Below are 23,141 nucleotides of genomic sequence, written 5' to 3' on the forward strand. Positions count from 1 at the left end.
TTATTCTAAAAAGGGGTGGTATATATGAATTGGTTTGTGCCCACGCTCTCTATACTTCTTGTGCTAAATGTTTTCTTAGCCTTTATATTAATTTTTCTTGAGAGAAAGGATCCTTCGGCTACATGGGCTTGGCTTATGGTACTACTTTTAGTACCTTATTTAGGCTTTATACTTTATTTAACACTAGGTCAAAATCTTAGTAGACAGAAAATATTCGATACCAAGACAGAAGAAGATCAAATGATAGGAAAAATTCTGTTAGAACAGATATCATATTTACAAAACAATGAGATAGTATTTAATGATGCAGAAATGGCAAATTATCAAGATATGATAAGAATGCAACTTATTAGTGATGATTCTATATTTACTCAGGATAATGAGGTGGAAATATTTACAGATGGCACAAAAAAATTTGAGTCTTTAATTGATTCAATAGAAAAAGCAGAAGATCATATACATATGCTATATTATATAATAAAAAATGATAGCTTAAGTAAAAAAGTAGTAGTTGCACTTGCTAAGAAAGCCTCTGAAGGAATTGAAGTAAGACTTCTTTACGATGCACTTGGTGGACGAACTCTTCCTAGAGGTTTTTTTAAAGAGTTGACCAAGGCTGGAGGAAAAGTAGCATCCTTCTTTCCCTCTAAAATACCCCTTATTAATTTAAGAATTAATTATAGAAACCATAGAAAAATAGCAATAATAGATGGAAAATATGGATTTATAGGTGGCTTCAATATTGGAAATGAATATTTAGGACTAAATAAAAAATTTGGATACTGGAGAGATACACATCTTAAGATTAAAGGTAGTGCTGTACACATGATGCAAATGAGATTTTTTCATGATTGGAGGTATGCATCAAAAGAAAAAGCTACATATGATGAAAAATACTACCCATTAATTAAATCAAATGGAAAAACTGGAATTCAAATAGTTTCTAGTGGTCCAGATTCAGAACAGGAACAAATCAAAATTGGTTATCTTAAAATGATTAACTCAGCAAGAGAAAGTATATATATTCAAACTCCTTATTTTGTTCCAGATCAAAGCATACTGGAAGCACTTAGAGTTGCTTCGCTTTCTGGAGTTGATGTTAAGATAATGATACCAAATAAGCCAGACCATATGTTTGTTTATTGGGCAACCTACTCTTATATTGGAGATTTGTTAAACTCTGGTATAAAAGCCTACACTTATGAAAATGGGTTTTTGCATGCAAAAACAATGGTTGTTGACGGAAAAATATCTTCTGTTGGAACTGCAAATATTGATGTAAGAAGCTTTAAGTTAAATTTTGAAGTAAATGCATTTGTATATGATACTAAAACTTCTACAAGGCTTAAAAAAATATTCGAAAATGACTTAAAGGTCTGCGATGAAATCACTGTAGAAAAATACAAAAAACGTTCTAAAGTGATAGTTGTTAAAGAATCTATTTCAAGACTGCTATCCCCTGTATTATAAGATAGTATCTTTTATAATTTAATCCAATGCCACTACTACTTAACAGGATACTGTTAATGTACCAGTGGCATTTTATTTTTCTAAATCTAACTAATTGATATTTGGTTTAAAAACAGGGTAATATTGTATTAAAGATATTTAAGGAGGAGTTTTAATGAATAAAATAATTAGTATTGAGTATTGTACTTCCTGAGGTTATTTATCAAAGGCAGTTAGCCTAGCAAACAATTTATTAACTGAGCATAAGAATTCTATAGAAATGGTGAAAATAATTCCTTCATCAGGTGGTTTATTTGAAATTAACTTAGATGACAAAATAGTCTTTTCAAAAAAAGAACTAGGTAGATTCCCTAATGAGGATGAAGTAGAAGACACAATAAGAGAAGATTTAATATAATTAAGGGCTGTCGCACTATCATTTATTTATATGCTAGTGTGACAGTCCCATTTTATTACTCTACAATTTCTTCTTGTTTTGTAATATTTCTATATATTAAAAACATAAAAAAGACACTAAAAAACAAACTAATAGGAATAGTATAATATGCATTAGAAGCCCCTATTAAGTCATTTAACCAGCCAATAATGAAGTTTATTCCCATACTTATAGCAGATGAAGCAGTCGTCAATATACCTATAATATAAGTAGTGTTTTTTCTAAACACCTCATTTGTTGATAGTATGACAGTAGGAAATATTATAGAAAAAAACAGTCCTGAAAACCCAACTAATATAAGTCCTTTTTGTCCAATTAAAATGCCTGATGTATAAAATAAAAATGCTAGCACAGAAGAAATAAATACAGTCTTAATAGTACCTATTTTTTCTACCACAAATCCTCCTAAAAGTCTTCCTATAGTAAAAGTACCAAAAAATAAAGTAGTATAAAAAGTACCTTGGTTTTCATTATATGCAAAGGTTTCTTTCATATAGTTAACAAACCAGTTTCCAGTACCTATCTCTGCAGCAACATAAAGACCTAAGAATATCATGTAAAAATATAACAGTTTATTTTTAAATATAGATTTATAATCAATCTTTTTATCTTCCTTAGCTTTTTCCATAGAAGGTATCTTTACAGGAATAAACGCAATTAAAACTATAAAAAACAATATTGAGATGCATAAATACATGGTTCTCCACTCTATTCCCTTAAATAAAAGTAACCCTGCAGACCTTTGGGTTATAGTAGCACCTACACCATAGCTAAAGTGTATTAAGTTCATAATTACAGCTTGAAAACTTACAGCTATTAAGGGGATTACTGTATTTATAGCTAAACCTATAAGAGCCCATCCTGCGTTTAACAAAACCATGCCTATTAGCAAAACTATAAAGTTAGGACTCGAATACAATGTAACTAAAGAAAGCGTCATTAAAACCATTCCAACACTCAATACCTTCTTATGCCCCATAGTTTCACATAGCATTCCTCCTAAATAAGCAAAAACTATGTAACCTATTGAGCCAACCACTATCATCATACCCATATGAGTATCTTTCACAAAAAAATCATTCTTAAATGAAGGAATAAATACGCCCCTTAAATTATCACTTATGGCAGATAAGATCATAATGGCAAACATAAATACAATAATTATATTATTATTTTTTTCTTTTCCCCTTTTCATTTCATCTCTCCATTACTTTAAAGGCTATTTAATATCCTTTATTAATATTTACGACATTAATTAAATCTTCTCCAGAAATGTATCTTCTTAAATTTTCGTGCACTATATAAAACCTTCTTTCATTTACTAGCTCTGAAGCCCATGAATTATGAGGAGTAACTATAACATTTTCCATATCCCAAAGTGGATTGCTCTCATTTAAAGGCTCTTCTTCAAATACATCTAATGCCGCGCCTTTTATTTTCCCACTATTTAATTGATTTATCATCTCTTTTTCATCAATAATACTTCCTCTAGCTATATTTACAATACATACTCCATCTTTCATGGCATCAAATACTTCTTTATTTATGATATGGTGAGTTTTTTCTGTATAAGGCATGGATACCACAACTATATCACAACGAGTAACCATTTCTCTTATCTGACTAGTAGTATAGCACCTATCAAAGAATGTAACATCTTTACCGCTAGTATTAAGTCCTAGTATAGTAGCGTCGAAACCTTTAAGTCTCTTTGCTGCCTCTTGAGCTATGTCCCCTGTTCCAATAAAGCCTACTGTTTTCCCATAAATCTCTGTTAGTGACGTATCCATCTTCCATATTTTTTCTGACTGTTGCTTGTAAAACCTTCTACTATTTTTAGCCATTTCGAGTATCTTAAGAACTATCCATTCCCCTATAGGTATACTATATCCCCCTCTATTATTAGAAAGAATTATACCTTTTTCTCTAACAATGTCAGCAGGTACTTGATTTATTCCTGCACTTGTAAGTTGAATTAGTTTTAGTTTATTAAGTTTAGAAATGTCTAATGTTTTAAAAGGATTGAAACATACAAGTACATCTATATCTATTATTTCCTCAGAAATATTTACTTTGCTATCTTTCTTAACTATGACTTCATATCCAAGCTTTCCTATATTATTAATTTTTTCAGTACCAAAATCTTGAGTAATCAAAACTTTAATAATAATCTCCTCCTATCATAATTATCCTTGTTTTCTATTTTATCAAAACTCTATAAGCTTTTGCAAAAATAATCTAATAAGCTTTTCTTAATGAATTTTTTAAAATCAGAAAATGTTTAAATGCAGATAAATATTTTAATTTGTTCATTTAGTTTTTAAAATATAATTCACCAAACCTAAATAACATGATATAATTAAATAAATATATACCCCATACCGGTATATGAGGTGGGGAATTAAATGATTGGAGTGTTGTTAATATGGTAAAAGCAGATGCTAAAGCTTTAAAATATGCAAAGCAACATGGATTAAGTTTTGTTGTAAGTGCTAAGATAATTTCATGTGGTTGAGCAGGATATCAAACTAGTCTAAGTGTTAGACCTGTAAAAAGCTTTGAAGACAATGATAAATATAAGGCTTATGAACAAGATGGAGTAAATATCTATGTTCCAAAAGCACTAAACTCAAAAACAATACAAATATATCAAAAATATAAACTCCCTCTTTTGGGACCTGTATTTGATGTTAGATAAGAATTTTCTTATTTATTTCTTAACTTTCTAAAAAAAACTTTCATTATTTCAGAGCATTCATCTTCCATTGTTCCCCAAGTAATATCTGCTCTATGATTAAAGTCTTCGTTTTGCACTATGTTGACTGTAGAGCCACAGGCTCCCATTTTAGGGTCCTTTGCCCCTATAACTAGTCTCTCTATTCTTGAATTTACAATAGCTCCTGCACACATGGCACAGGGCTCTATAGTCACATACATTGTACATCCTATTAGTCTCCACCCACCTAAGACTTCACTAGCTTTTTTAATAGCTATTATCTCTGCATGGGCAGTAGGATCTTTTAAGGTTTCCTTCATATTATAACCTGTGGCTATGACTTTACGATCATTTATAATAAGAGCACCGACAGGTACCTCGCCGATGCTATAAGCTTTATATGCTTCATTTAATGCTATTTTCATAAAATACTCATCCATGGTTTTCACCTTCAAAAAATAATAGTGGCGCACCCGAGAGGAGTCGAACCTCCGACCTACGCCTTAGGAGGGCGTCGCTCTATCCTACTGAGCTACGGGAGCACCTTAATATCATACCTATATATTATATGATATTATAGTGTCCTTGTCAATTATACAATATTACTTGTTTACCATATTTAGTAAGTAATTAAGTGGAATATCAATATAAAAATTACAATTCGATTTTAATTTACTTCTCTTGGAATTTTATACATAATTGAATAATAAAATAGTACTAGTTATTATTTCGAATTTTTAATATTTTATTATATTTAATAAAAGCCCATAATATTATAAAAAAGTTTATTCCACAAAATTTTACTTTAGATAATACCTTTCGGCATCATATACTATCGTATATTCAACGTTTATACACTACATTTATAATGTTTCGTATCTTCAAAATTTATTATTGTCATATAGTAATTTTTAATAAAATATTAATAACTAATTAGACAAATGAAATCTAGTCTAAAAAAAATAAAGGGGGAATTAAGGTGTTAAAAAAATTTCTTGCATTGCTACTAGCTACTTTAATGGTTTTTGCACTAGCTAGTTGTGGCACACAACAAACAGCTGGCAAGGGAAATTTAGACTTTAAAATCGGTTTAGTGACTGGTACGGTTTCTCAAGGTGAAGAGGAATTTAGAGCTGGAGAAGACATGGTAAGGAAATATGGAGCTGACGTAATCAAACACGTTACATATCCTGATAAATTTGCTCAAGAACAAGAAACTACTATTGCTCAAATAACTAGTTTAGCTGCTGATCCAAAGGTAAAAGCAATAATTATAATTCAAGCAGTCCCAGGAAGTGCTGCTGCTATCGATAAAATAAAAGAAACTAGAGATGATATTCTATTTATAGGCGGAGTACCTCATGAAGACCCAGAGATTGTTTCTTCTCGTATGGACATTGTTCTCGAAACAGATAATATCAAGCGTGGTGAAACTATACTTGAGCTTGCTAAGGAAATGGGAGCAAAAACCTTTGTTCATTACTCATTCCCTAGACATATGTCAATGGAACTTCTATCCCGTAGAAGAGATGTTATGAAAGAAACTGCTTCTAAACTAGGCATTAAATTTGTAGAAATTGATGCTCCAGACCCATTAGGTGATGCAGGCATTCCTGGAGCACAACAATTTATTCTTGAAGATGTGCCTAGACAAGTAGATGCACTTGGTAAGGATACCGCATTCTTCAGCACTAACTGTGCTATGCAAGAGCCTCTCATTAAATCTGTTTTAACAGAAGGTGCCCTATATCCTGAACAATGTTGTCCAAGTCCATACCATGCATATCCAGGTGCTATGGGCATTGAAATACCACAGGATAAAGCTGGAGATGTACAATTTATGCTAGATCAAATAAATGCCAAGGTCGTTGAATCAGGTAGTTCTGGCAGATTTGCTACATGGAAGGCTCCTGCTAATATGGCTATGGTAAATGCAGCTGTAGAATATGCTGTAGAATATGGAAAAGGCAATGTTGAAAAATTTAATAAAGATAAAATGGTTGAAATGCTAGGAAAAGCTGCAAAAGGAAAGGTTCAAGTTAGTGAACTAGATGGTAATCCAAACTTCTTAATGTTCGTTACTGAATCTCAGATTTTTAAATAGACAGATAATAGTAGAAAATATAAATATAAAGTATATTTTGGAATAGTTCTAAAATAAAATGCATAACAGCCTGTATTCTATTTAATGTCTTTATATTACAGGCTGTAGCATTTTATCAAAACTTTTTCAGAACGTATTATATTAATATTTTCTATTTCTAAAGGGGGGATTTTTGTTGACAGAATCTTTTATTTTAGAAATGAAAAATATAAGTAAGGACTATTCAGGAAATAAAGTATTAAAAAACGTAGATATTAAAATAAAATCTGGTGAAATACATGGTCTTGTTGGAGAAAATGGTGCTGGAAAATCAACCTTAATGAATGTTCTATTTGGAATGCCAGTTATACACTCAACCGGAGGATATGAAGGAGAAATTTTAATAGAAGGACAAGTTTGTAATCCAAGAACTCCTAAAGAGGCTATGGATTTAGGAATAGGAATGGTACATCAAGAATTTATGCTAATACCTGGTTTTACTGTCACTGAAAATATAAAACTCAATAGAGAGCCTACAAAAACAAGCTTTTTGAGTTTAGTTTTTGGACAAAAGTTACAAAATTTAGATGTTAATAAAATGAAGCATGATAGTAAAAAGTCTTTAAATACTCTTGGAGTAAGTATTGATGATTGGTTACCAATAGCAGGATTGCCTGTTGGATATATGCAATTTGTTGAAATAGCCAGAGAAATAGATAAAAGCAATTTAAAGCTTTTAGTATTTGACGAGCCAACTGCTGTGCTTACAGAATCTGAGGCTGAAATATTTCTAAGTGCTGTTAGAAAGCTGGCTGATATGGAAATAGCTATATTATTTATTTCTCACAGATTAGATGAAATATTAAATGTTACTGATAACATCACAGTATTGAGAGATGGAGAAGTTGTCAAAACTCTTCCTACCAAAGATGCTAATATAAGATATATCGCAGAGTTAATGGTAGGTCGTAAAATTGAAAGAAGCTATACATCCATTCACTCATCTAGTTTTGAAGATGATAATGAAGACTATGCTCTTGAAATAAATAACCTCTTTGTTAATATGCCTGGAGAAGTCATAAAAGGGTTAGATTTAAAAGTAAAAAGAGGAGAAATTCTTGGAATTGGTGGATTAGCTGGACAAGGAAAGATAGGGATTGCCAATGGAATAATGGGACTTTATCCTACTAAGGGTGAATTTTTAAAGGATGGAAAACCTATACCACTAAACAATCCTAAAGCAACTCTAAATCAAGGAATTGCTTTTGTATCAGAAGATAGAAGAGGAATAGGGCTTCTACTAGATGATTCTATTGAGTATAACATAGCTATATCAGCTATACAGACTAAAAATAGATTTATTAAGAAAATTGGACCTTTAAATATGATTAGTTTTAAGGAAACAAAAAATCATTCTCTACGTATGGTTAAGGAGTTAGATATTAGATGCACTAGCATAAAGCAGTCTACTCAAAAATTAAGTGGTGGAAATCAACAAAAGGTTTGCATTGCTAGAGCTCTAACTCTAGAGCCTGATATTCTTCTCGTATCAGAGCCTACTAGAGGTATAGATATAGGTGCTAAAAATATAGTTCTAGATTTACTAGTTAAGCTTAACAAAGAATTAGGCATGACTATAATCATTACTTCAAGTGAACTAGCTGAATTGCGTTCAATTTCCGACAGAATTGCGATTATATTTAATGGAAAACTAGAAGGAATATTCCCTCCAGATGCAAGCGATGCCGATTTTGGTCTGATGATGGCTGGAGAATATAATAAAAAGGAGGCGCTCTAATATGGAACAGTTTAAAAAATTTGTAAAGAGCATTGGATTGCCTCGCCTAATCATTACTTCTTTTTTGTTAGTTTTAATAATCACTGCTACTTTTCTTGACATTCCTTTATCTGGATTAATCACTGATATGCTCATTCGTTTTGGAATGAATAGCGTGTTGGTTTTGGCTATGGTACCTGCTATACAATCTGGAATAGGTTTAAATTTTGCTTTACCAGTAGGTATAGTCTGTGGACTTATAGGTGCCTTAGTAAGCATAGAGTTTAAGCTATCAGGCTTTACTGGACTATGGATTTCATTAATTGTTGCAATACCCCTAGCTATAATAGCCGGTTATGTCTATGGATTGATGTTAAACAAGGTGAAGGGTCAAGAAATGACTGTAGGTACATATGTAGGTTTTTCTATAGTATCTGTTATGTGCATATTTTGGCTTGTAGCACCATTTAAAAGCCCTGAACTTATCTGGGCCTATGGAGGAAATGGCCTTAGAGTAACTGTTTCCCTAGAGTCTTCAATTGATAAGATATTAAATGATTTTCTCTCATTTACAATAAGAGGAGTAACAATACCTACGGGGCTTATTGGATTTTTCTTCTTATGCGCATTAATATATTGGCTTTTCAGTATAAGCAAAAAAGGTGCTTCAATGAAAGTAGCTGGTAGCAATGAAGGCTTTGCAAAATCTAATGGTATAAATGTTGATAGAGAAAGAATTTTAGGAACAATACTATCAACTGTATTAGCTTCTATAGGGATTATACTATATAGCCAATCCTTTGGATTTTTACAATTATATAATGCACCTCTTTATTCTGCCCTTCCTGCAGTAGCTGCCATACTTATAGGAGGTGCAACTTTAAAGAAAGCTAGTATTGTGCATGTAATTATCGGAACTCTATTATTTCAATCCTTACTAGTTGTTTCTTTACCTGTAATAAACATACTATCTGAAGGAAGCATGTCTGAGATAATAAGAATAATCGTAAGCAATGGCATTATTTTGTATGCCCTTACTAGAAATACAGGAGGTGAACAGGTATAATGGAAAAAAATATTAGACTTCAAGATTTAGAAATCGAAGAAAAAGGCCTTACAGGAAAGCTTTCTAAGACACTTAAAAAAAACGTAGTTCCTATTATATTCTTAGTTCTTTGTTTGCTCGGATATATTTTTGCGCAAATGCCTTTTGTATTTCTACTAAACGAAATTATTATTAGGCTAGCAAGAAACTCTTTCCTAGTTATATCCCTAATTATACCTGTTATTGCAGGAATGGGACTAAACTTTGGTATAGTACTTGGAGCAATGGCAGGGCAAATCGCTCTGATTATTATTTCCAACTCTTCTATAAGTGGAATATGGGGATTTTTATTAGCAGTAGCCATATCCACTCCTATAGCCATTGTATTCGGATATCTTACAGGAATAGTATTGAACAAAGCAATAGGAAAAGAAATGATTACCAGTATGATACTAGGGTTCTTTGCAAATGGACTGTATCAACTTGTTTTTTTAGTATTAGCAGGTCCAATAATACCTATAAAAAACAAAAGCTTATTACTATCCACTGGAATAGGAGTAAAAAACAGCGTAGATTTAGCTAATATCAAATATGCTCTAGATGACTTAATAAAAATCAAACCTTATCCAGGCCTGTCAATCCCAATATTCACTATATTTATAGTGGGTATTTTGTGCTTAGTGTTGACTTTCTTCTTTAAAACTAAGCTAGGACAGGATATGAGAGCAGCAGGGCAAAGCATACAAATAGCAAAGGTTTCGGGTATCAATGTAGGTAAGACTAGGATTATTGCTACAATAATATCAACAGTATTAGCAGCTTGGGGACAACTTATTTTCCTTCAAAATATTGGTACATTAAACACCTATGGAAGTCATGAACAGGTAGGCCTCTTTGCAGTAGCATCTCTTTTAGTTGGTGGTGCTTCTGTAACTAAGGCTACCTTTAGTCAGGCTCTCCTAGGAACATTCCTTTTCCATATGCTGTTCATCATATCTCCTTTTGCTGGGCAAAACTTAATGAATAATAGCCAAATTGGTGAATTCTTTAGAGTATTTGTAGCCTATGGAGTCATTGGCATCGCCCTAGCACTTCATGCTTGGCAAAGAAAAGGAGAATAATAGCTTAAGGCCTAGATAAGCTTTATAAAGCTTATCTAGGTCTTTTAAATCCACTTTCATTTTCTCTTTTTTATTTTTTAGTTATTCTCTCTATTCCACCCATATATGGTCTTAAAGCCTCTGGTACTACTACAGAACCATCTCCCTCTTGATAGTTTTCAAGAATTGCTGCCAATGTTCTTCCAACTGCAAGTCCAGAACCGTTTAATGTGTGAACGTATTCTACTTTTCCTGTTTCTCTATCTCTATATTTTATATTTGCTCTTCTTGCTTGGAAATCCTCAAAGTTACTGCAAGAAGAAATCTCTACATATCTGTTATAGCTAGGCATCCATACTTCTATATCAAAAGTTTTAGCTGATGAAAAGCCTAGGTCCCCTGTACATAGTTCTACTACTCTATATGGAATTCCTAATAGCTGTAATACCTTCTCTGCGTTATTAGTTAACTTTTCTAACTCATCGTATGATGTCTGTGGCTTAGCAAACTTTACAAGCTCTACCTTATCAAATTGGTGATTTCTTATAAGGCCTCTAGTATCTCTTCCTGCTGAGCCAGCTTCTTGTCTAAAACAAGGCGTATATGCAGTATAGTATACTGGCAGCTTGGTTTCATCTAATATTTCATCTCTATGGATATTAGTAACTGGAACTTCCGCAGTAGGTACAAGGAAAAAGTCCTTGTCAGGAATCTTAAATGCATCTTCTTCAAATTTTGGAAGCTGTCCAGTACCAGTCATGCTAGCTCTGTTTACCATAAATGGTGGTGAAATTTCTGTATAACCATGCTCATTTGTGTGAAGATTTAGCATAAAACCTATTATAGCTCTTTCTAAAGCAGCTCCTAAACCCTTAAATATTGTAAATCTTGCTCCTGTAATTTTTGAAGCTCTTTCAAAATCTAAAATATCAAGATTTGTACCTATATCCCAATGAGCTTTAAGTTCAAAATCAAATTTTCTGGGCTCTCCCCATTTTCTTATCTCCACATTATCTTCATCACTAGTTCCTACAGAGATATTAGGATTAGGAATATTAGGTATTCTAAGAAGCAAATCATTAAGCTTTATTTCTACTTCTTTTACATCATTGTCATAATCCTTGATTTTTTGAGATAGTTCCTTCATTTCATTTAATACTTCTGTAGCATCTTTTCCTTCTTTCTTTAATTTAGGAACCTCTTTTGAAACTTGGTTCTGCCTAGCTTTCATTTCTTCAACTTGAACTAATATCTGTCTTCTTCTCTCGTCTAATTCTACTATTTTGTCTATGTCGTATTCTCCACTTCTTTTAGCAAGACCTTTTTTTACTTCTTCTGTATTAAGCCTAATTCGTTTAATGTCCAACATTTTTAATTCCTCCTAAAATAATTTATTATAATTTTAAATTGTAAATTCTGAATAAAACCAAATATTCTACAATACTATGGTTGTAATAAAATAAAAAACTCCCGTCCCTTATATAAATATAAGGGACGGGAGACTTCTCCCGTGTTGCCACCCTAGTTAACTAAATAATTAATTTAGCTCACTCTTTGCAGTTATCCCCTGCTTAGGTTTTACCTTTTCAGTAAAATACTCAAGGATGGATTCAACATTTAACATCGCCAATTTCCACCAGCCATTGGCTCTCTTAAGATATTAATATATTTACTATTTCCTGTCATTGAATGATATTATTTTAAAGTGTATTATAACATATTTATTTGTAAATTACAATACATATTTTTAAAATTTAATATTCCAGTTTTTGTAATATGGAAAATTCCCTGGTCTAATATCACTTTTTTATTTATTTTATAGCAGTAGGTTCTATTATAAATCACTAATACCAAACTTTGCTTAATAAGTTTTCTTAACTCATTATACTTACTATTACTTCATTAGTAGTTGAAAGCCCTTTATTACACAGAATTCCTAAATTCTTTATGGTTTCCTCAACTGTTTCTCCTAAAATACCAGTATTGGCTTTAGCAATTACATTTTCACAAGCAAGATATGCTGCTAATACTGCCTCTCCGGCTGAGGTTGAAAGTTTAAGTGCACAGGTTTCTTTAGCACCATCACATATCATGCCAGTAAGATTGGCCAACATATTCTGTACTGCTCCAGCAATTTGATTGTCGTCTCCTCCAAGCATCCAAGTAATAGCTGCACTAGCACCTACTCCTGCTGCTATAGCGCATCCACAAAGCGCTGATAATTTGCCAGTATATTGTTTGACAAATTTATTTATTATATGTGCATAGAATATTGCTCTATATAGCTTTTCTTTTTCAATACCTCTCTCTTCTGCAACAACAACTATTGGAAGAATAACACCTAATCCCTGATTGCCACTACCAGCACTTGTCATAATTGGGCAATCTCCACCTCCCATTCTCATATCAGCTCCTGCTGCAGTAAGTATTCTAGCCCTTTGAGAAGCATCTATAGATAGTTTACCCTGCTTTTGGAGAATTAAAAGTGATGCTCCCCAGCCTAAACCATTCCTACCTTGAAGACCTTGTTCAGCTGCCATCTTGTTCATTTGAATTCCTTCTTCAATGAATTCTAAGCATTCTATATCAACTTTTTCACATATTTCGCGTAATTCTTTAAAGCTTAATTTTCCTAGAAAATCATTAGCAATTTTCTTATTACTTTCTGCGACATCTTCATATATGAGCTCTCCGTTTATCTTTATAGTTTCTATATGATTATGACTATTCTTTAGCACTACTTCAGCCTTATTATCAGTACTCTCTGCTATTATCTCTACATAAACATCTGGCGTATTTAAAGCCCAATTAACTTTTATCAAATTTTCTGAAATCATCTTATGGGCTCTTTCTATATATTCTTGATTTACATTCTTAAATATACAAAGTCCATCTTTTGGATTCCCACAAATAACACCTAAAGCTGTTGCCAAATTCAAACCATATTCATTAGTATTTGGAATCAAAACTGATTTCCCATTTTTAAATATACTTAAGCTTACATTAACAGTTATATTCTCAATCTGACCTTCTAAATGTTTTCTAGCTACTGAAGAAGCATAAGCAACTGCTACAGGTTCAGTACATCCAATTGCAGGAACAGTATCTTCTCTCACCATGTCTAATAATGATTTAATAATATCTTTATCAATATTCATTTAATAGACGACCTTTCTATATTAATTTTCATAATACCTATTAATTAAGCAAAAACTGTGCCAAAAATTTAAGTAAACACATCATGTTGAAGTGTTGAATTTTAGCCATTAATTAATATAGTAATTTCTCAATAATATTTTTATTTGCATCTTTGCAAAACCTTGCTAAATATTTTATGCTTAAAAAACAAAACCAAGGTAGATTAAGTATCTTACCTCGGTTTTCGCATTTTTGCAAATTAATTCTCATTTTTGCAAATTATATCTTATTAGTTTTCTATATAGAGTAGATAAGTTTATATCTAAAATATCAGCTATTTCTTGCTTAGATTGAGTTGAGTCACCATATTCTGCTAACATTGATTTAAGAAGCTCTTTTTCATATAGTTCTACACTATCTTTAAGTGTTCTTTTTGATTTGCTTGCGTAAGTTTTACAGTCATTAAATGAATTCTTTAATGTTGTTGGAAGATTATCAATGCTTATTGTTTCTCCCTTTGTTATGTTAACAGAATACTCAACAGCATTTTCAAGTTCTCTAATATTTCCTGGCCATCTATATTTTAAAAAGGCATCTTTAACTTCATTAGAAAAAACTTTCTTTTGCTTTTCCAATTTACAGCAATACTTTTCAAGTAAATAATCGCAAAGAATAAGTATGTCCCTTCCTCTATTCCTTAAAGGAGGTATGTTAATAGGTATTACATTTAGTCTATAATACAAATCATCTCTAAATTGTTCTTCTTCAACCATTTTTTCTAAGTCCCTATTTGTTGCTGCAATTAGTCTGAAATTTACTGTTATAAGTTCTTTACCTCCAATTCTCATAAAAGCTTGTTCCTGTAGCACTCGTAATAGCTTGGGTTGTAAGTGTAGTGGCAAATCTCCTATTTCATCTAGAAAAAGTGTACCTCCATTTGCTAGCTCAAATTTTCCCATTTGTCCTTCTTTTCTTGCACCAGTAAAAGCACCACCTTCATAGCCAAACAACTCGCTTTCAAGAAGATTCTCTGGTATTGAAGCACAGTTTATAGCTACAAAAGGGAAGTGATTTCTATTACTTGTGTAATGTATTGCCCTAGCAAATAGCTCTTTTCCAGTTCCACTTTCTCCTCTTAAAAGTACAGTAGAGTTGCTTCCTGCTATTTGATAAGCCATATCCTTAACTCTAACTATTTCTTCGCTATCTCCTATAATGGAATTAAAGCTTATTGTATTTTGAACTTCAATTAACTTATAAGCACTTCTAACTAACTCACTAGTTTTATGAATTTCTAAAATGTTACTTGCTTTCTTTCCATCAATTACAACTGGTATACTTTTTATTATGAAGCTCTTCTTCTCATCCTTCACATTAATTCTTTTTTCCTGAGGATTCATATTGTCAAATTCAATATTTATTCCAGGTAAGATATCTTTAAGCGACTTATTTATAATATCTTTTTCAGATATTTTTAGATCTTTTTGTACCTTTAAGTTAGCAAACTTTACTCTTTCTTTATCATCTATACATATGATGCCATCATCAAGTCCATTGATAATCTTTCTAGTTTCTTCTTCCTTTATTGTTAGCTCTGCTATAGTATCATAATAATTAAGCTTACCTACTAGTAAGTCACATAATTTATTTAAAAAAACTACAAGCGAGTCATAGCTTTGCTCTATCTTTTTCTTTTGCCCTTCATCAAAAGCATTGACACCAATGGCTCCTAATATTTCATCATTTCTAATTATAGGATAGCCAAGAGTAGCTAATTCAGTACATTTACCTTTAGCAGCACAACTATTACAAATCTCGTTTGCATCAGGAGTGTCAATAAAAAGAGGTTCTTTACTATTGATAATTAACTCAAATGAACAATTCTTGGGGATTTTTTCTCCTATACTTCTTTTATACTTACCTGTAGCTGCTATTCTATTTAAATTCTCATCAATAATAGTAACATCAACATTTAAGACAGCAGATATTGCCTCTGCTACCTCTTGAACTGAATCCTGGATTTTATATAGAGACAATTTCTTGACCTCCTATACATGTTTTATACAACAATTATATCATAGTTATACAGTTTTCACTTTTATTTTAATAATTATAGATTTTATAGCCTGTATTAATGCTAGCATAAAAGCCTGTGTTGCTTCCTTCAAGCAATACAGGCTTCAATTTCTCAACTTTCAATTTTATATTTTAGGTATAACTAAAGTCTTATTTACTTCAATCCTAATCTTTCTCTTTTTCTCATGATATGACCTTCTATATCCTTAGCTATCTGTGCAGGGTCATCTCCTAATGCAATCTTTCCTCCTGTAATTCCTTCTACATCCTCTGTAAGAAGCTTCACTAAGGCTGGTGCTCCTGTTACAAAAGGAGTTGGGGAAAGATGTGTATATGCTCCATAAGCTACTGCAAACATTCCATCTATAGTAGCCTTTTGCTCCATCCACTCTGGTGCAGTGACTGCAATAGGTAAATCTGATACATCTACATCTAAGTGATCTGCTAAAGCAGTTACTAGCATAGAAATTCTACCTGTATCTGTACAAGTACCGAAGCTAAGAACAGGAGGGATATTAAGTGCTTTAAGTACTCCTTTTAGCCCTTCTCCAGCTAGATTTACTGCATCCATGTTACATAAACCTGCTACTTCTAAAGCATGGTTTCCACAACCTCCTGCTACAACCAAAATGTCCTTCTTAATTAATTCCTTAACTAAATTTACTGTAACCCAGTCCTGTGGTCCATTTCTAAGTGTAGAGCAGTTTGCTAATGCTACAACTCCCTTTATACTGCCATTTGCAATAACCTCTACTAATGGGTCAAGTTTACCTCCTAATGCTTTTAAAACAGCCTCTGTTGAAAATCCAGCTATGGCTTTTTGCTTGATTTGTGGTACCTTTGCTGTTACCTTTCCTTTTCTCTTCTTAAAGTTTTCAATAGCTAATTCTATTAATGTATCTGCCATCTTATCAACTTCTTCTGGATGGTATGGTATTTCATGCTGTAATCCTGGAATACCAATAATTGTACTGACACTTACTAGTGTAGCTTGATACTTCTCTGCATAATGGTCAATAGCAGGTGGTGAACAGTTTTCTTCCATTGCCATTACGTCTACTGTACCAGTTGCCAATAATGGTTCTATAGCTAGCCAGTTACCCATTAATCCTACAAAAACCCCATCCATTTCAAATCTTTGTAAAAGCTCCTGTCCTGTTTCTATTGAGCCTACTATCCTAAGACCATTTGCCCCTGCTGCTTTAGCTCTTTCTTGTATCTCTTCAGTCCTAGCCCTTTGTATTGTAGCTACCCCTGCCCAAGGCTGATGTCCATTAAAGACAATGTTTACATAATCAGGGTCCATGATACCTAAATCAACTTCCACTTCGTGAGGCATTGGGGTTCCAAATAGTATATCTTGAACCATCTCTAGTCCAATCTGAGCAGTATAAATAGTTGATAATCCTAATCTAAGTCCTTTTTTAGCCAGCGACGCATAGTCACCATCTACGTTAGTTAGACAACTTGCTACGCAATTTTGCTCCTCATGAACTACTCCAGATGGATATAGATGTGTTTTTTTCCATAGCTCTTTTCTTTTCCTAGGTGCAAATGCTTCCACCATAACGCTTGGATTATCTGGTCCCTTTGCCATTTCTTCCTGTAACAAATCTGCTAATTCTATCGCCATTTTTTCAGTGCTTTGATTAGTATCTATGCCTACTTTTTCACACAACCACTTAAGCTTATCTACCTCTTTAATCTTGAAAGGTGTTTTCCCTTCTGCAGTTGCCTTTAAAGTCCTAAAAGCTTCATAGGCATGATGACTATATGTACCTGCACCCATAATATTTCTTAATAAAAAGTTTCTCATTGCCATAGCATCAGCACCAATACCACAAACGCCTTTATCCTGACCGCCTTTTTCACTTATTCTACAAGGTCCTTGAGAGCAAAGCTGGCAGCTAAGTCCTTGAAGGCAGAATTTACATCTGATTTTTTCTTGAAGAGCCCATCTGTCGAATACATTCGACATACCATCTTCTCTAATACGCTTTACCATTTCCTCTACAGATTCATGATAGCTCACTCTTCCTTCTGCTTTTCCTAGTATTTTTTCAGTCAAATTATTAGACACCTCCTATAAATTCCAATAGACTATGCTCCAAAAAGTATGTCCTTAAAAGTACATAAATATTCGGCTACTATATATGTATATAATTTTTGCCTTTGTCAATAATTTAAATATAATAATGAAACAGGGGGTTTTGGAGATGAATAATATAGATATAATTGCTCATCTTAGTGATATGAAGGATATTGATTATAGAAACACTTTGGCCATAGCAAGTATAATAGAAGTTCTCATCGAAAAAGGAATAATTAAAAGGAATGACATAGCAATAAAGGCTAGACAGTTGGAGGTTATGTCAATTGAAGAAATACAAGCTTTGAAAAAGTCCTCCTTATGTAAAGTTACTTCAGTGTCAGACAAGTTTCTTTAGAAATTAGGTAAAGTAAGTTTCAAGAATATATTTTATCTAATATATAAAAAAACAGATATAAGGTTCCCTATTTTAAGACCTCATATCTGTTTTTAATTTATTCTTCGTTTTTAACTTCTAACTTTTCTGGAACAAGTACACTTTCTAGTCTTTGAAGTACTTCTTCAAGTTGTTTTATATACTCTCCATATTTTGCCCAATCGCCATTTTGAGAAGCCTCTTTTGCGTTAATAAAAAGTTCATTTGCCCTTTTTACCAACTGTTCTGTATCCTTATTCTCTATGTCTATGTCTAATATATCTTCAGCTTCATTTTTACCCTTATTTTCGGTTTCTTCTTTAGTTAATTCTCCAAAAATTTTAGATAATGCTAAATCAAGTGTTTCTTCCATGACTATTTTATTCTTGTATGCAACTATTACCCTCTTCATTTCTGGAAGGCTATTTTCATTGTCTGCCTGTAAATATACTGGCTCCACATAAAGTAGTGAATCTTCTATTGGAATTATTAAAAGATTTCCTCTTAATACATTTGAGCCTCTCTGACTCCAAAGTGTAAGTTGTGGAGATATTTCAGAGTCTTGGTCTATTCTAGATTCTATAAGCATAGGACCATCTATTGTTTCACTCTTAGGAAACTTATATATTATAAGCTCACCATAATTATCCCCGTCATTTCTACCTACTAGTAAAGATATCATGTTTGATCTATTTGCTGGAGTATATGGAACTGTAATTAAAAATTCAGCCTTTTTTTCCTCTGGTAGCTTAAACATAAGATAATTTGATTCTACCTCTAATATTTCTGTCATGTATTTTTCATTAGCAATATCCCATATATCTTCTCTATTATAAAGTACTCTAGGATTATCAATATGATAAGTCCTGTAAATCTGAGCTTGAATATCAAACATGTCTTGAGAATATCTTATATGCTCTCTTAAACCATTAGGCATCTGGTCTATACTTGTAAATAAATCTTCAAATACTTTACTATAAGTCATTATTAGTGGATCTTTTTCATCTACAACATAAAACTTTGTATTTCCATTATAAGCATCTACTACTGCTTTAACTGAATTCCTTACATAGTTAACCCCTGTTTGATTGTAAGGTTGAGAATATGGATACCTATCTGAAGTTGTGTATCCATCAATTATCCAATAAAGTTTCCCATCTTCTTGATTCATTACTATATATGCATCTTCATCATAGTGTAGAAAAGGAGCTAATTTTTTAACCCTTTCATTAATATTTCTGTACATTATAATTCTACTATCTGAGTTAATATTTCCAGATATAAAAAGTTTAAAGTCCCCATTTTTTATGGCATATAATAGCTTGTTTAATCCTTTAAGTTGTATTCCAGCAGTTCCTTCATATATAGTATCTTTATTATCATCGCCTTTTGGATAGTCAAATTCCTTTTCATCTGTATTCACTATTATATACTCATTAGTTATTTCCCCAAAGTATATCTCTGGTCTTTCTATTTTTAAATCCGTATTAGTAATAGGTGGTATGTTTTTTATCAACATCTGTGGTTGACCTTCAGGTGTAGTTTCGTTAACTGCTGAAGCTGTAACTCCATATCCATGAGTATATCTTAAACGCTTATTTATCCATGTTTGTGCCTGCCCACTTAACTTTTCTTGATCTAATTCTCTTGCAGATAAAAATACTTGCTTATATTCACCATTTATAAAATATCTATCTATATCCACATCTGTAAATCTATAATAAGGTCTTATTCCCTGAAGTTGATTATAGACTTGATTTACAGGCAAATAATCATTTATTCTTATGTTTTTTATGGTTTCTTCATTTTCCATAATATCTTCTTTAGTTAACTTTTGGCTAACAGGAAATTCTCTTTCTTCAACATCATCAATTCCATAAGCCTTTTGTGTAAATTCAATATTATATTTTAAATATTGCTCTTCTTTTGATGCTTCATCAGGCTCTACTATATATTTCTGAATAGCTCCACTAGCAATATTCCCTATTAACGATACAGCTATTAATAATATTGGACCTGCTAATGCTATTTTAATTTTTTTCTTAAGAGCACCATACAAAAATCCTATAGCAGATACTACTGCAGCAACTGCCATTAACCTGTACACCCATAGAGTAATCTTTATGTCTGTATAACCCGCTCCATACACTATGCCCCTAGGCGAATAAAGAAGATAATATGATTTGAGTATATAGTTTGCGCCTAATAAAATAAACATAATTAGTCCAATTACGCTTATCTGTACTAAAGCCACATTAAATATCTTACTAGTTAAACCTTTGTACATGTTCTTTACATTGGTAAAATCGTGATCCTCAAATATGTTAAATTCTTCTTGTAATGGTCTTCTTGTAGCTAGCATAATTAGATAGAATATTACTGTAACTACTATAAGTACAAATAGTAATAAATTTATCAAGCTAATTATTTCACTTAGCAAAGGTAGCTTAAATACATAAAAAGATACTTCTTTGTTGAATATTGGGTCTGTTACATTAAAGTCGGTAGAATTTTTGAACTGAAGTATTTCAAACCATAATTTATTTGATACTATTGAAGCCATGAAAAATGATATAACTGCAGATACTAATCCTACAATTATATTTAGTTTTCTTTCCTTTTTTTTGTCTACAACAATGTTGCCTAGTTTATAATAATTTTTCTTAACTGATAAAATGTAGAAGTTTATTAATAAAAATACAGCTAGAAATGTTGGTACACCTATTAAAAATTGATTCTTTAATTGAGTAAAAAATGTTTTTGTATAACCTAATTCATTAAACCATTGATATTCTGTTACAAAATCAACTATGTTAGAAAATGAACCTATTATGATAACAACAAATAATATTGTCATTACAATTGCAAACCTTGATTTAAATTTCAATAATACAACCCCTTTCAAAAAAATAAGTAGTATAATAACTATTATACTACCTTTATTTGCTCAATTCAATTTTGAATACTATAGTTTCATATCTCCGTACTTAATCCAACCTTTCTTTCTCATGAATTCAGAAATGATTAGAGTAATAACTGCAGGTAAAATAAAATGTAAAAGTACTATTCCAATTATTCCTTTAGTCCCCATTGCATCAATTGTTGAGAACTGACCTACTAAGCCACTTGTTCCCATACCCGCTCCTTCCTTAGTACCCTCCATTTTAAAAATATAGGTAGCCACTGGACCTAATATTGCAGATGTAATTATTGGTGGTATTATTATTTTAGGATTTTTAATTATATTTGATATTTGAAGCATTGAAGTACCCAACCCCTGTGCGATAAGTCCTCCTATGCCATTTTCTCTATATGAAGCTACTGCAAAGCCAATCATATGTGATGAACAACCTACAATGGCAGCCCCTGCTGCTAAATCGCTTAGACCAAGAGAAATAGCTATAGCAGCACTACTTATAGGTGCAGTTAAAATTATTCCCATTAATACTGATACTAATATTCCCATTGGAATAGGGCGTTGCTCGGTTGCAAAGTTTACCATACTACCAATGAAAGCCATAATTTGTGCTACTACAGGTGCAAGGTAATGACCTGTTAATCCTCCTACTATAATTGCACTTGCAGGCACTAATACTATATCTACTTTGGTTTTTCCTTGTACCAACTTTGATATTTCAGCCCCAACAAGTGAAGCAACTAGTGCACCTACAGGTTCTCCAATACTTGCTATGAAAGTACCTGCATCTCCCATTTTAATAGTTTGAGCACCTATGGCGCCAGTAACTACAGATGCGAATATTCCTAATGGTGGAGCTCCTACACTATATGCTACTCCAGCTCCTATAGCTGGTCCCATCATGAACTGAGATACTTGTCCAAATCCGACTAATACATCAATTTTAAGTAAAATACCAATTTGCTTTAAAATAAGTCCAATAAGCAAAGACGAAAATAGTCCTAAAGCCATACCATTGAGTACTTTTATAAAGTATTCCTTCACTCCTCTTTTCTGCTCTTCCATTAATAACTCTCCTTTATATCTAATGTATATACAGGTGTCTTGTCACCAGTATATATAAAAATATAGCACTTTATTTTTCATTTATCAAGTACCCTTTTTCTTCTAATTCTATTAAGATTTTTTCATATGTTTCTATACTTGGAACTTCTATAGTATGAATATGGACACCTTCAGTAAGAGAAGATAATGGCTCTGCATTTTGTCTTTTTAAATTATATACAAATTCATCTATTTCTATTCTGGAACTAAGCATAAGAGGAATTTTTATTTCGCTATAAATAGGATGATCTACTATTACATCTACAACCTTTCCACCCATGTCTATAATAGTCTTAAGTTCGTCTTCAATTTCGTCATATCCTTTATGTTTACATACTATAGCTTTTAGTATTTTTTTCTTAGACGCTTTTGTAAATATCATGTATCCTTGAGGTGTAGCAAGTATTTCTTCTCCTTTTGCTCTAAGTATAGCTATATCCTGAACTATTACCTGTCTACTTACTTTAAACATTTTAGATAGTTCCGTACCTTTTATAGACTCATTCTTACTGCTAAGAGCATCAACTATTTTTCTACGTCTTTGTTCTGAATCCATGGTATCACTCCTAAAAACTCAATAATATATCACTTATTTATAAGATTATCAAAAAAATTCTCTTTTATCAATATTGTAATCTGTTATCTTTAGCTTAATTAATAGTATTTCCAAAAAATAAAAAATCCAGCGACGTCCTACTCTCCCAGGCGGTCTCCCACCAAGTACCATCAGCGCTGAAGGGCTTAACTTCTGTGTTCGGTATGGGAACAGGTGTGACCCCTTCGCTATTGTCACTGGATGCTTGCCCTAACCCGA

At 32.3% G+C, this 23,141-nt stretch carries 16 protein-coding genes, 1 tRNA gene, 1 rRNA gene, 1 pseudogene and 1 other annotated feature; of the genes and pseudogenes, 7 read left to right on the forward strand and 12 right to left on the reverse strand.

Annotated elements, in window-relative coordinates; genetic code table 11:
* The first annotated feature begins 24 nt into the window (after positions 1–24).
* The gene (gene cls, locus ABV008_RS16200) at positions 25–1,470 is read left to right on the forward strand and encodes a cardiolipin synthase (protein WP_352420887.1); all 1,446 of its coding nucleotides are present in this window, start codon (positions 25–27) and stop codon (positions 1,468–1,470) included.
* A gap of 205 nt (positions 1,471–1,675) precedes the next feature.
* A pseudogene (locus ABV008_RS16205) lies at positions 1,676–1,867 on the forward strand (SelT/SelW/SelH family protein); the annotation flags it as partial.
* Positions 1,868–1,922: 55 nt separating this feature from the next.
* On the opposite strand, the gene ABV008_RS16210 reads toward ABV008_RS16205, so the two are convergent.
* The 4 genes from ABV008_RS16210 to ABV008_RS16225 all read right to left on the reverse strand — a co-directional run bounded on the left by ABV008_RS16210 (position 1,923) and on the right by ABV008_RS16225 (position 5,164).
* Complete coding sequence (locus ABV008_RS16210) at positions 1,923–3,101, reverse strand: MFS transporter (RefSeq protein WP_352420889.1); 1,179 nt, start codon at positions 3,099–3,101, stop codon at positions 1,923–1,925.
* 28 nt (positions 3,102–3,129) lie between these two features.
* Entirely contained in the window at positions 3,130–4,062 is a 933-nt protein-coding gene (locus ABV008_RS16215; RefSeq protein ID WP_352420890.1) for a phosphoglycerate dehydrogenase, read from the reverse strand.
* 550 nt (positions 4,063–4,612) lie between these two features.
* Positions 4,613–5,062 carry a tRNA adenosine(34) deaminase TadA gene (gene tadA, locus ABV008_RS16220; protein ID WP_352420891.1) on the reverse strand — a complete coding sequence of 150 codons (450 nt, stop codon included), beginning with the start codon at positions 5,060–5,062 and terminating at the stop codon, positions 4,613–4,615.
* 25 nt (positions 5,063–5,087) lie between these two features.
* Positions 5,088–5,164: transfer RNA gene (locus tag ABV008_RS16225), tRNA-Arg, on the reverse strand.
* 437 nt (positions 5,165–5,601) lie between these two features.
* Here ABV008_RS16225 and ABV008_RS16230 point away from each other — a divergent pair.
* From ABV008_RS16230 to ABV008_RS16245, 4 genes are all read left to right on the forward strand, one after another.
* The gene (locus ABV008_RS16230) at positions 5,602–6,726 is read left to right on the forward strand and encodes a DUF3798 domain-containing protein (protein WP_352420892.1); all 1,125 of its coding nucleotides are present in this window, start codon (positions 5,602–5,604) and stop codon (positions 6,724–6,726) included.
* Positions 6,727–6,901: 175 nt separating this feature from the next.
* Positions 6,902–8,503 carry a sugar ABC transporter ATP-binding protein gene (locus tag ABV008_RS16235; RefSeq protein ID WP_352420893.1) on the forward strand — a complete coding sequence of 534 codons (1,602 nt, stop codon included), beginning with the start codon at positions 6,902–6,904 and terminating at the stop codon, positions 8,501–8,503.
* A 1-nt stretch (position 8,504) separates the two neighbouring features.
* The gene (locus ABV008_RS16240; RefSeq protein WP_352420894.1) at positions 8,505–9,548 is read left to right on the forward strand and encodes an ABC transporter permease subunit; all 1,044 of its coding nucleotides are present in this window, start codon (positions 8,505–8,507) and stop codon (positions 9,546–9,548) included.
* Positions 9,548–10,648 (forward strand): ABC transporter permease subunit, encoded by a 1,101-nt coding sequence (locus ABV008_RS16245; RefSeq protein WP_352420895.1) that lies wholly within the window; start codon positions 9,548–9,550, stop codon positions 10,646–10,648. The genes ABV008_RS16240 and ABV008_RS16245 overlap by 1 nt, the downstream gene beginning before the upstream one ends.
* Before the next feature lie 70 nt (positions 10,649–10,718).
* Here the strand turns inward: ABV008_RS16245 and serS are convergent, their stop codons facing one another.
* The 4 genes from serS to cooS all read right to left on the reverse strand — a co-directional run bounded on the left by serS (position 10,719) and on the right by cooS (position 17,909).
* Positions 10,719–11,996, reverse strand: coding sequence for a serine--tRNA ligase (gene serS, locus ABV008_RS16250; RefSeq protein WP_352420896.1), 1,278 nt, complete (start codon positions 11,994–11,996; stop codon positions 10,719–10,721).
* 118 nt (positions 11,997–12,114) lie between these two features.
* Positions 12,115–12,322 (reverse strand) — a binding site (T-box leader).
* Positions 12,323–12,501: 179 nt separating this feature from the next.
* Positions 12,502–13,785: an L-cysteine desulfidase family protein gene (locus ABV008_RS16255; protein WP_352420897.1), complete on the reverse strand. Its 1,284-nt coding sequence runs from the start codon at positions 13,783–13,785 to the stop codon at positions 12,502–12,504.
* Between the two features lie 246 nt (positions 13,786–14,031).
* Positions 14,032–15,801 (reverse strand): sigma-54 interaction domain-containing protein, encoded by a 1,770-nt coding sequence (locus ABV008_RS16260; protein WP_352420898.1) that lies wholly within the window; start codon positions 15,799–15,801, stop codon positions 14,032–14,034.
* A gap of 194 nt (positions 15,802–15,995) precedes the next feature.
* On the reverse strand, positions 15,996–17,909 hold the full coding sequence (cooS, locus tag ABV008_RS16265; RefSeq protein WP_352420899.1) for an anaerobic carbon-monoxide dehydrogenase catalytic subunit: 1,914 nt from the start codon (positions 17,907–17,909) through the stop codon (positions 15,996–15,998).
* Positions 17,910–18,057: 148 nt separating this feature from the next.
* Between cooS and ABV008_RS16270 the strand changes: the two genes are divergently transcribed.
* Positions 18,058–18,288, forward strand: coding sequence for a hypothetical protein (locus ABV008_RS16270; protein ID WP_352420900.1), 231 nt, complete (start codon positions 18,058–18,060; stop codon positions 18,286–18,288).
* Between the two features lie 97 nt (positions 18,289–18,385).
* On the opposite strand, the gene ABV008_RS16275 is transcribed toward ABV008_RS16270, so the two are convergent.
* The 4 genes from ABV008_RS16275 to rrf form a co-directional block, all read right to left on the reverse strand.
* Positions 18,386–21,193 carry a UPF0182 family membrane protein gene (locus tag ABV008_RS16275; protein WP_352420901.1) on the reverse strand — a complete coding sequence of 936 codons (2,808 nt, stop codon included), beginning with the start codon at positions 21,191–21,193 and terminating at the stop codon, positions 18,386–18,388.
* A gap of 78 nt (positions 21,194–21,271) precedes the next feature.
* Positions 21,272–22,288, reverse strand: coding sequence for a PTS sugar transporter subunit IIC (locus tag ABV008_RS16280; protein ID WP_352420902.1), 1,017 nt, complete (start codon positions 22,286–22,288; stop codon positions 21,272–21,274).
* Positions 22,289–22,358: 70 nt separating this feature from the next.
* Positions 22,359–22,883, reverse strand: a complete 525-nt coding sequence (locus ABV008_RS16285; protein ID WP_352420903.1) for a transcription repressor NadR — start codon at positions 22,881–22,883, stop codon at positions 22,359–22,361.
* 124 nt (positions 22,884–23,007) lie between these two features.
* A 5S ribosomal RNA gene (gene rrf, locus ABV008_RS16290) occupies positions 23,008–23,124 on the reverse strand.
* Positions 23,125–23,141: the final 17 nt, after the last annotated feature.

It is taken from the genome of Proteiniborus sp. (assembly GCF_040308045.1).
In the GTDB taxonomy this organism is placed as follows: domain Bacteria; phylum Bacillota; class Clostridia; order Tissierellales; family Proteiniboraceae; genus Proteiniborus.

Excerpts from the sequence above, each read along its gene's own strand:
- cls (WP_352420887.1), top strand. The coding sequence starts at position 25 with ATGAATTGGTTTGTGCCCACGCTCTCTATACTTCTTGTGCTAAATGTT.
- ABV008_RS16210 (WP_352420889.1), bottom strand. The coding sequence starts at position 3,101 with ATGAAAAGGGGAAAAGAAAAAAATAATAATATAATTATTGTATTTATG.
- tadA (WP_352420891.1), bottom strand. The coding sequence starts at position 5,062 with ATGGATGAGTATTTTATGAAAATAGCATTAAATGAAGCATATAAAGCT.
- ABV008_RS16240 (WP_352420894.1), top strand. The coding sequence starts at position 8,505 with ATGGAACAGTTTAAAAAATTTGTAAAGAGCATTGGATTGCCTCGCCTA.
- ABV008_RS16245 (WP_352420895.1), top strand. The coding sequence starts at position 9,548 with ATGGAAAAAAATATTAGACTTCAAGATTTAGAAATCGAAGAAAAAGGC.
- serS (WP_352420896.1), bottom strand. The coding sequence starts at position 11,996 with ATGTTGGACATTAAACGAATTAGGCTTAATACAGAAGAAGTAAAAAAA.
- ABV008_RS16255 (WP_352420897.1), bottom strand. The coding sequence starts at position 13,785 with ATGAATATTGATAAAGATATTATTAAATCATTATTAGACATGGTGAGA.
- ABV008_RS16270 (WP_352420900.1), top strand. The coding sequence starts at position 18,058 with ATGAATAATATAGATATAATTGCTCATCTTAGTGATATGAAGGATATT.
- ABV008_RS16280 (WP_352420902.1), bottom strand. The coding sequence starts at position 22,288 with ATGGAAGAGCAGAAAAGAGGAGTGAAGGAATACTTTATAAAAGTACTC.
- ABV008_RS16285 (WP_352420903.1), bottom strand. The coding sequence starts at position 22,883 with ATGGATTCAGAACAAAGACGTAGAAAAATAGTTGATGCTCTTAGCAGT.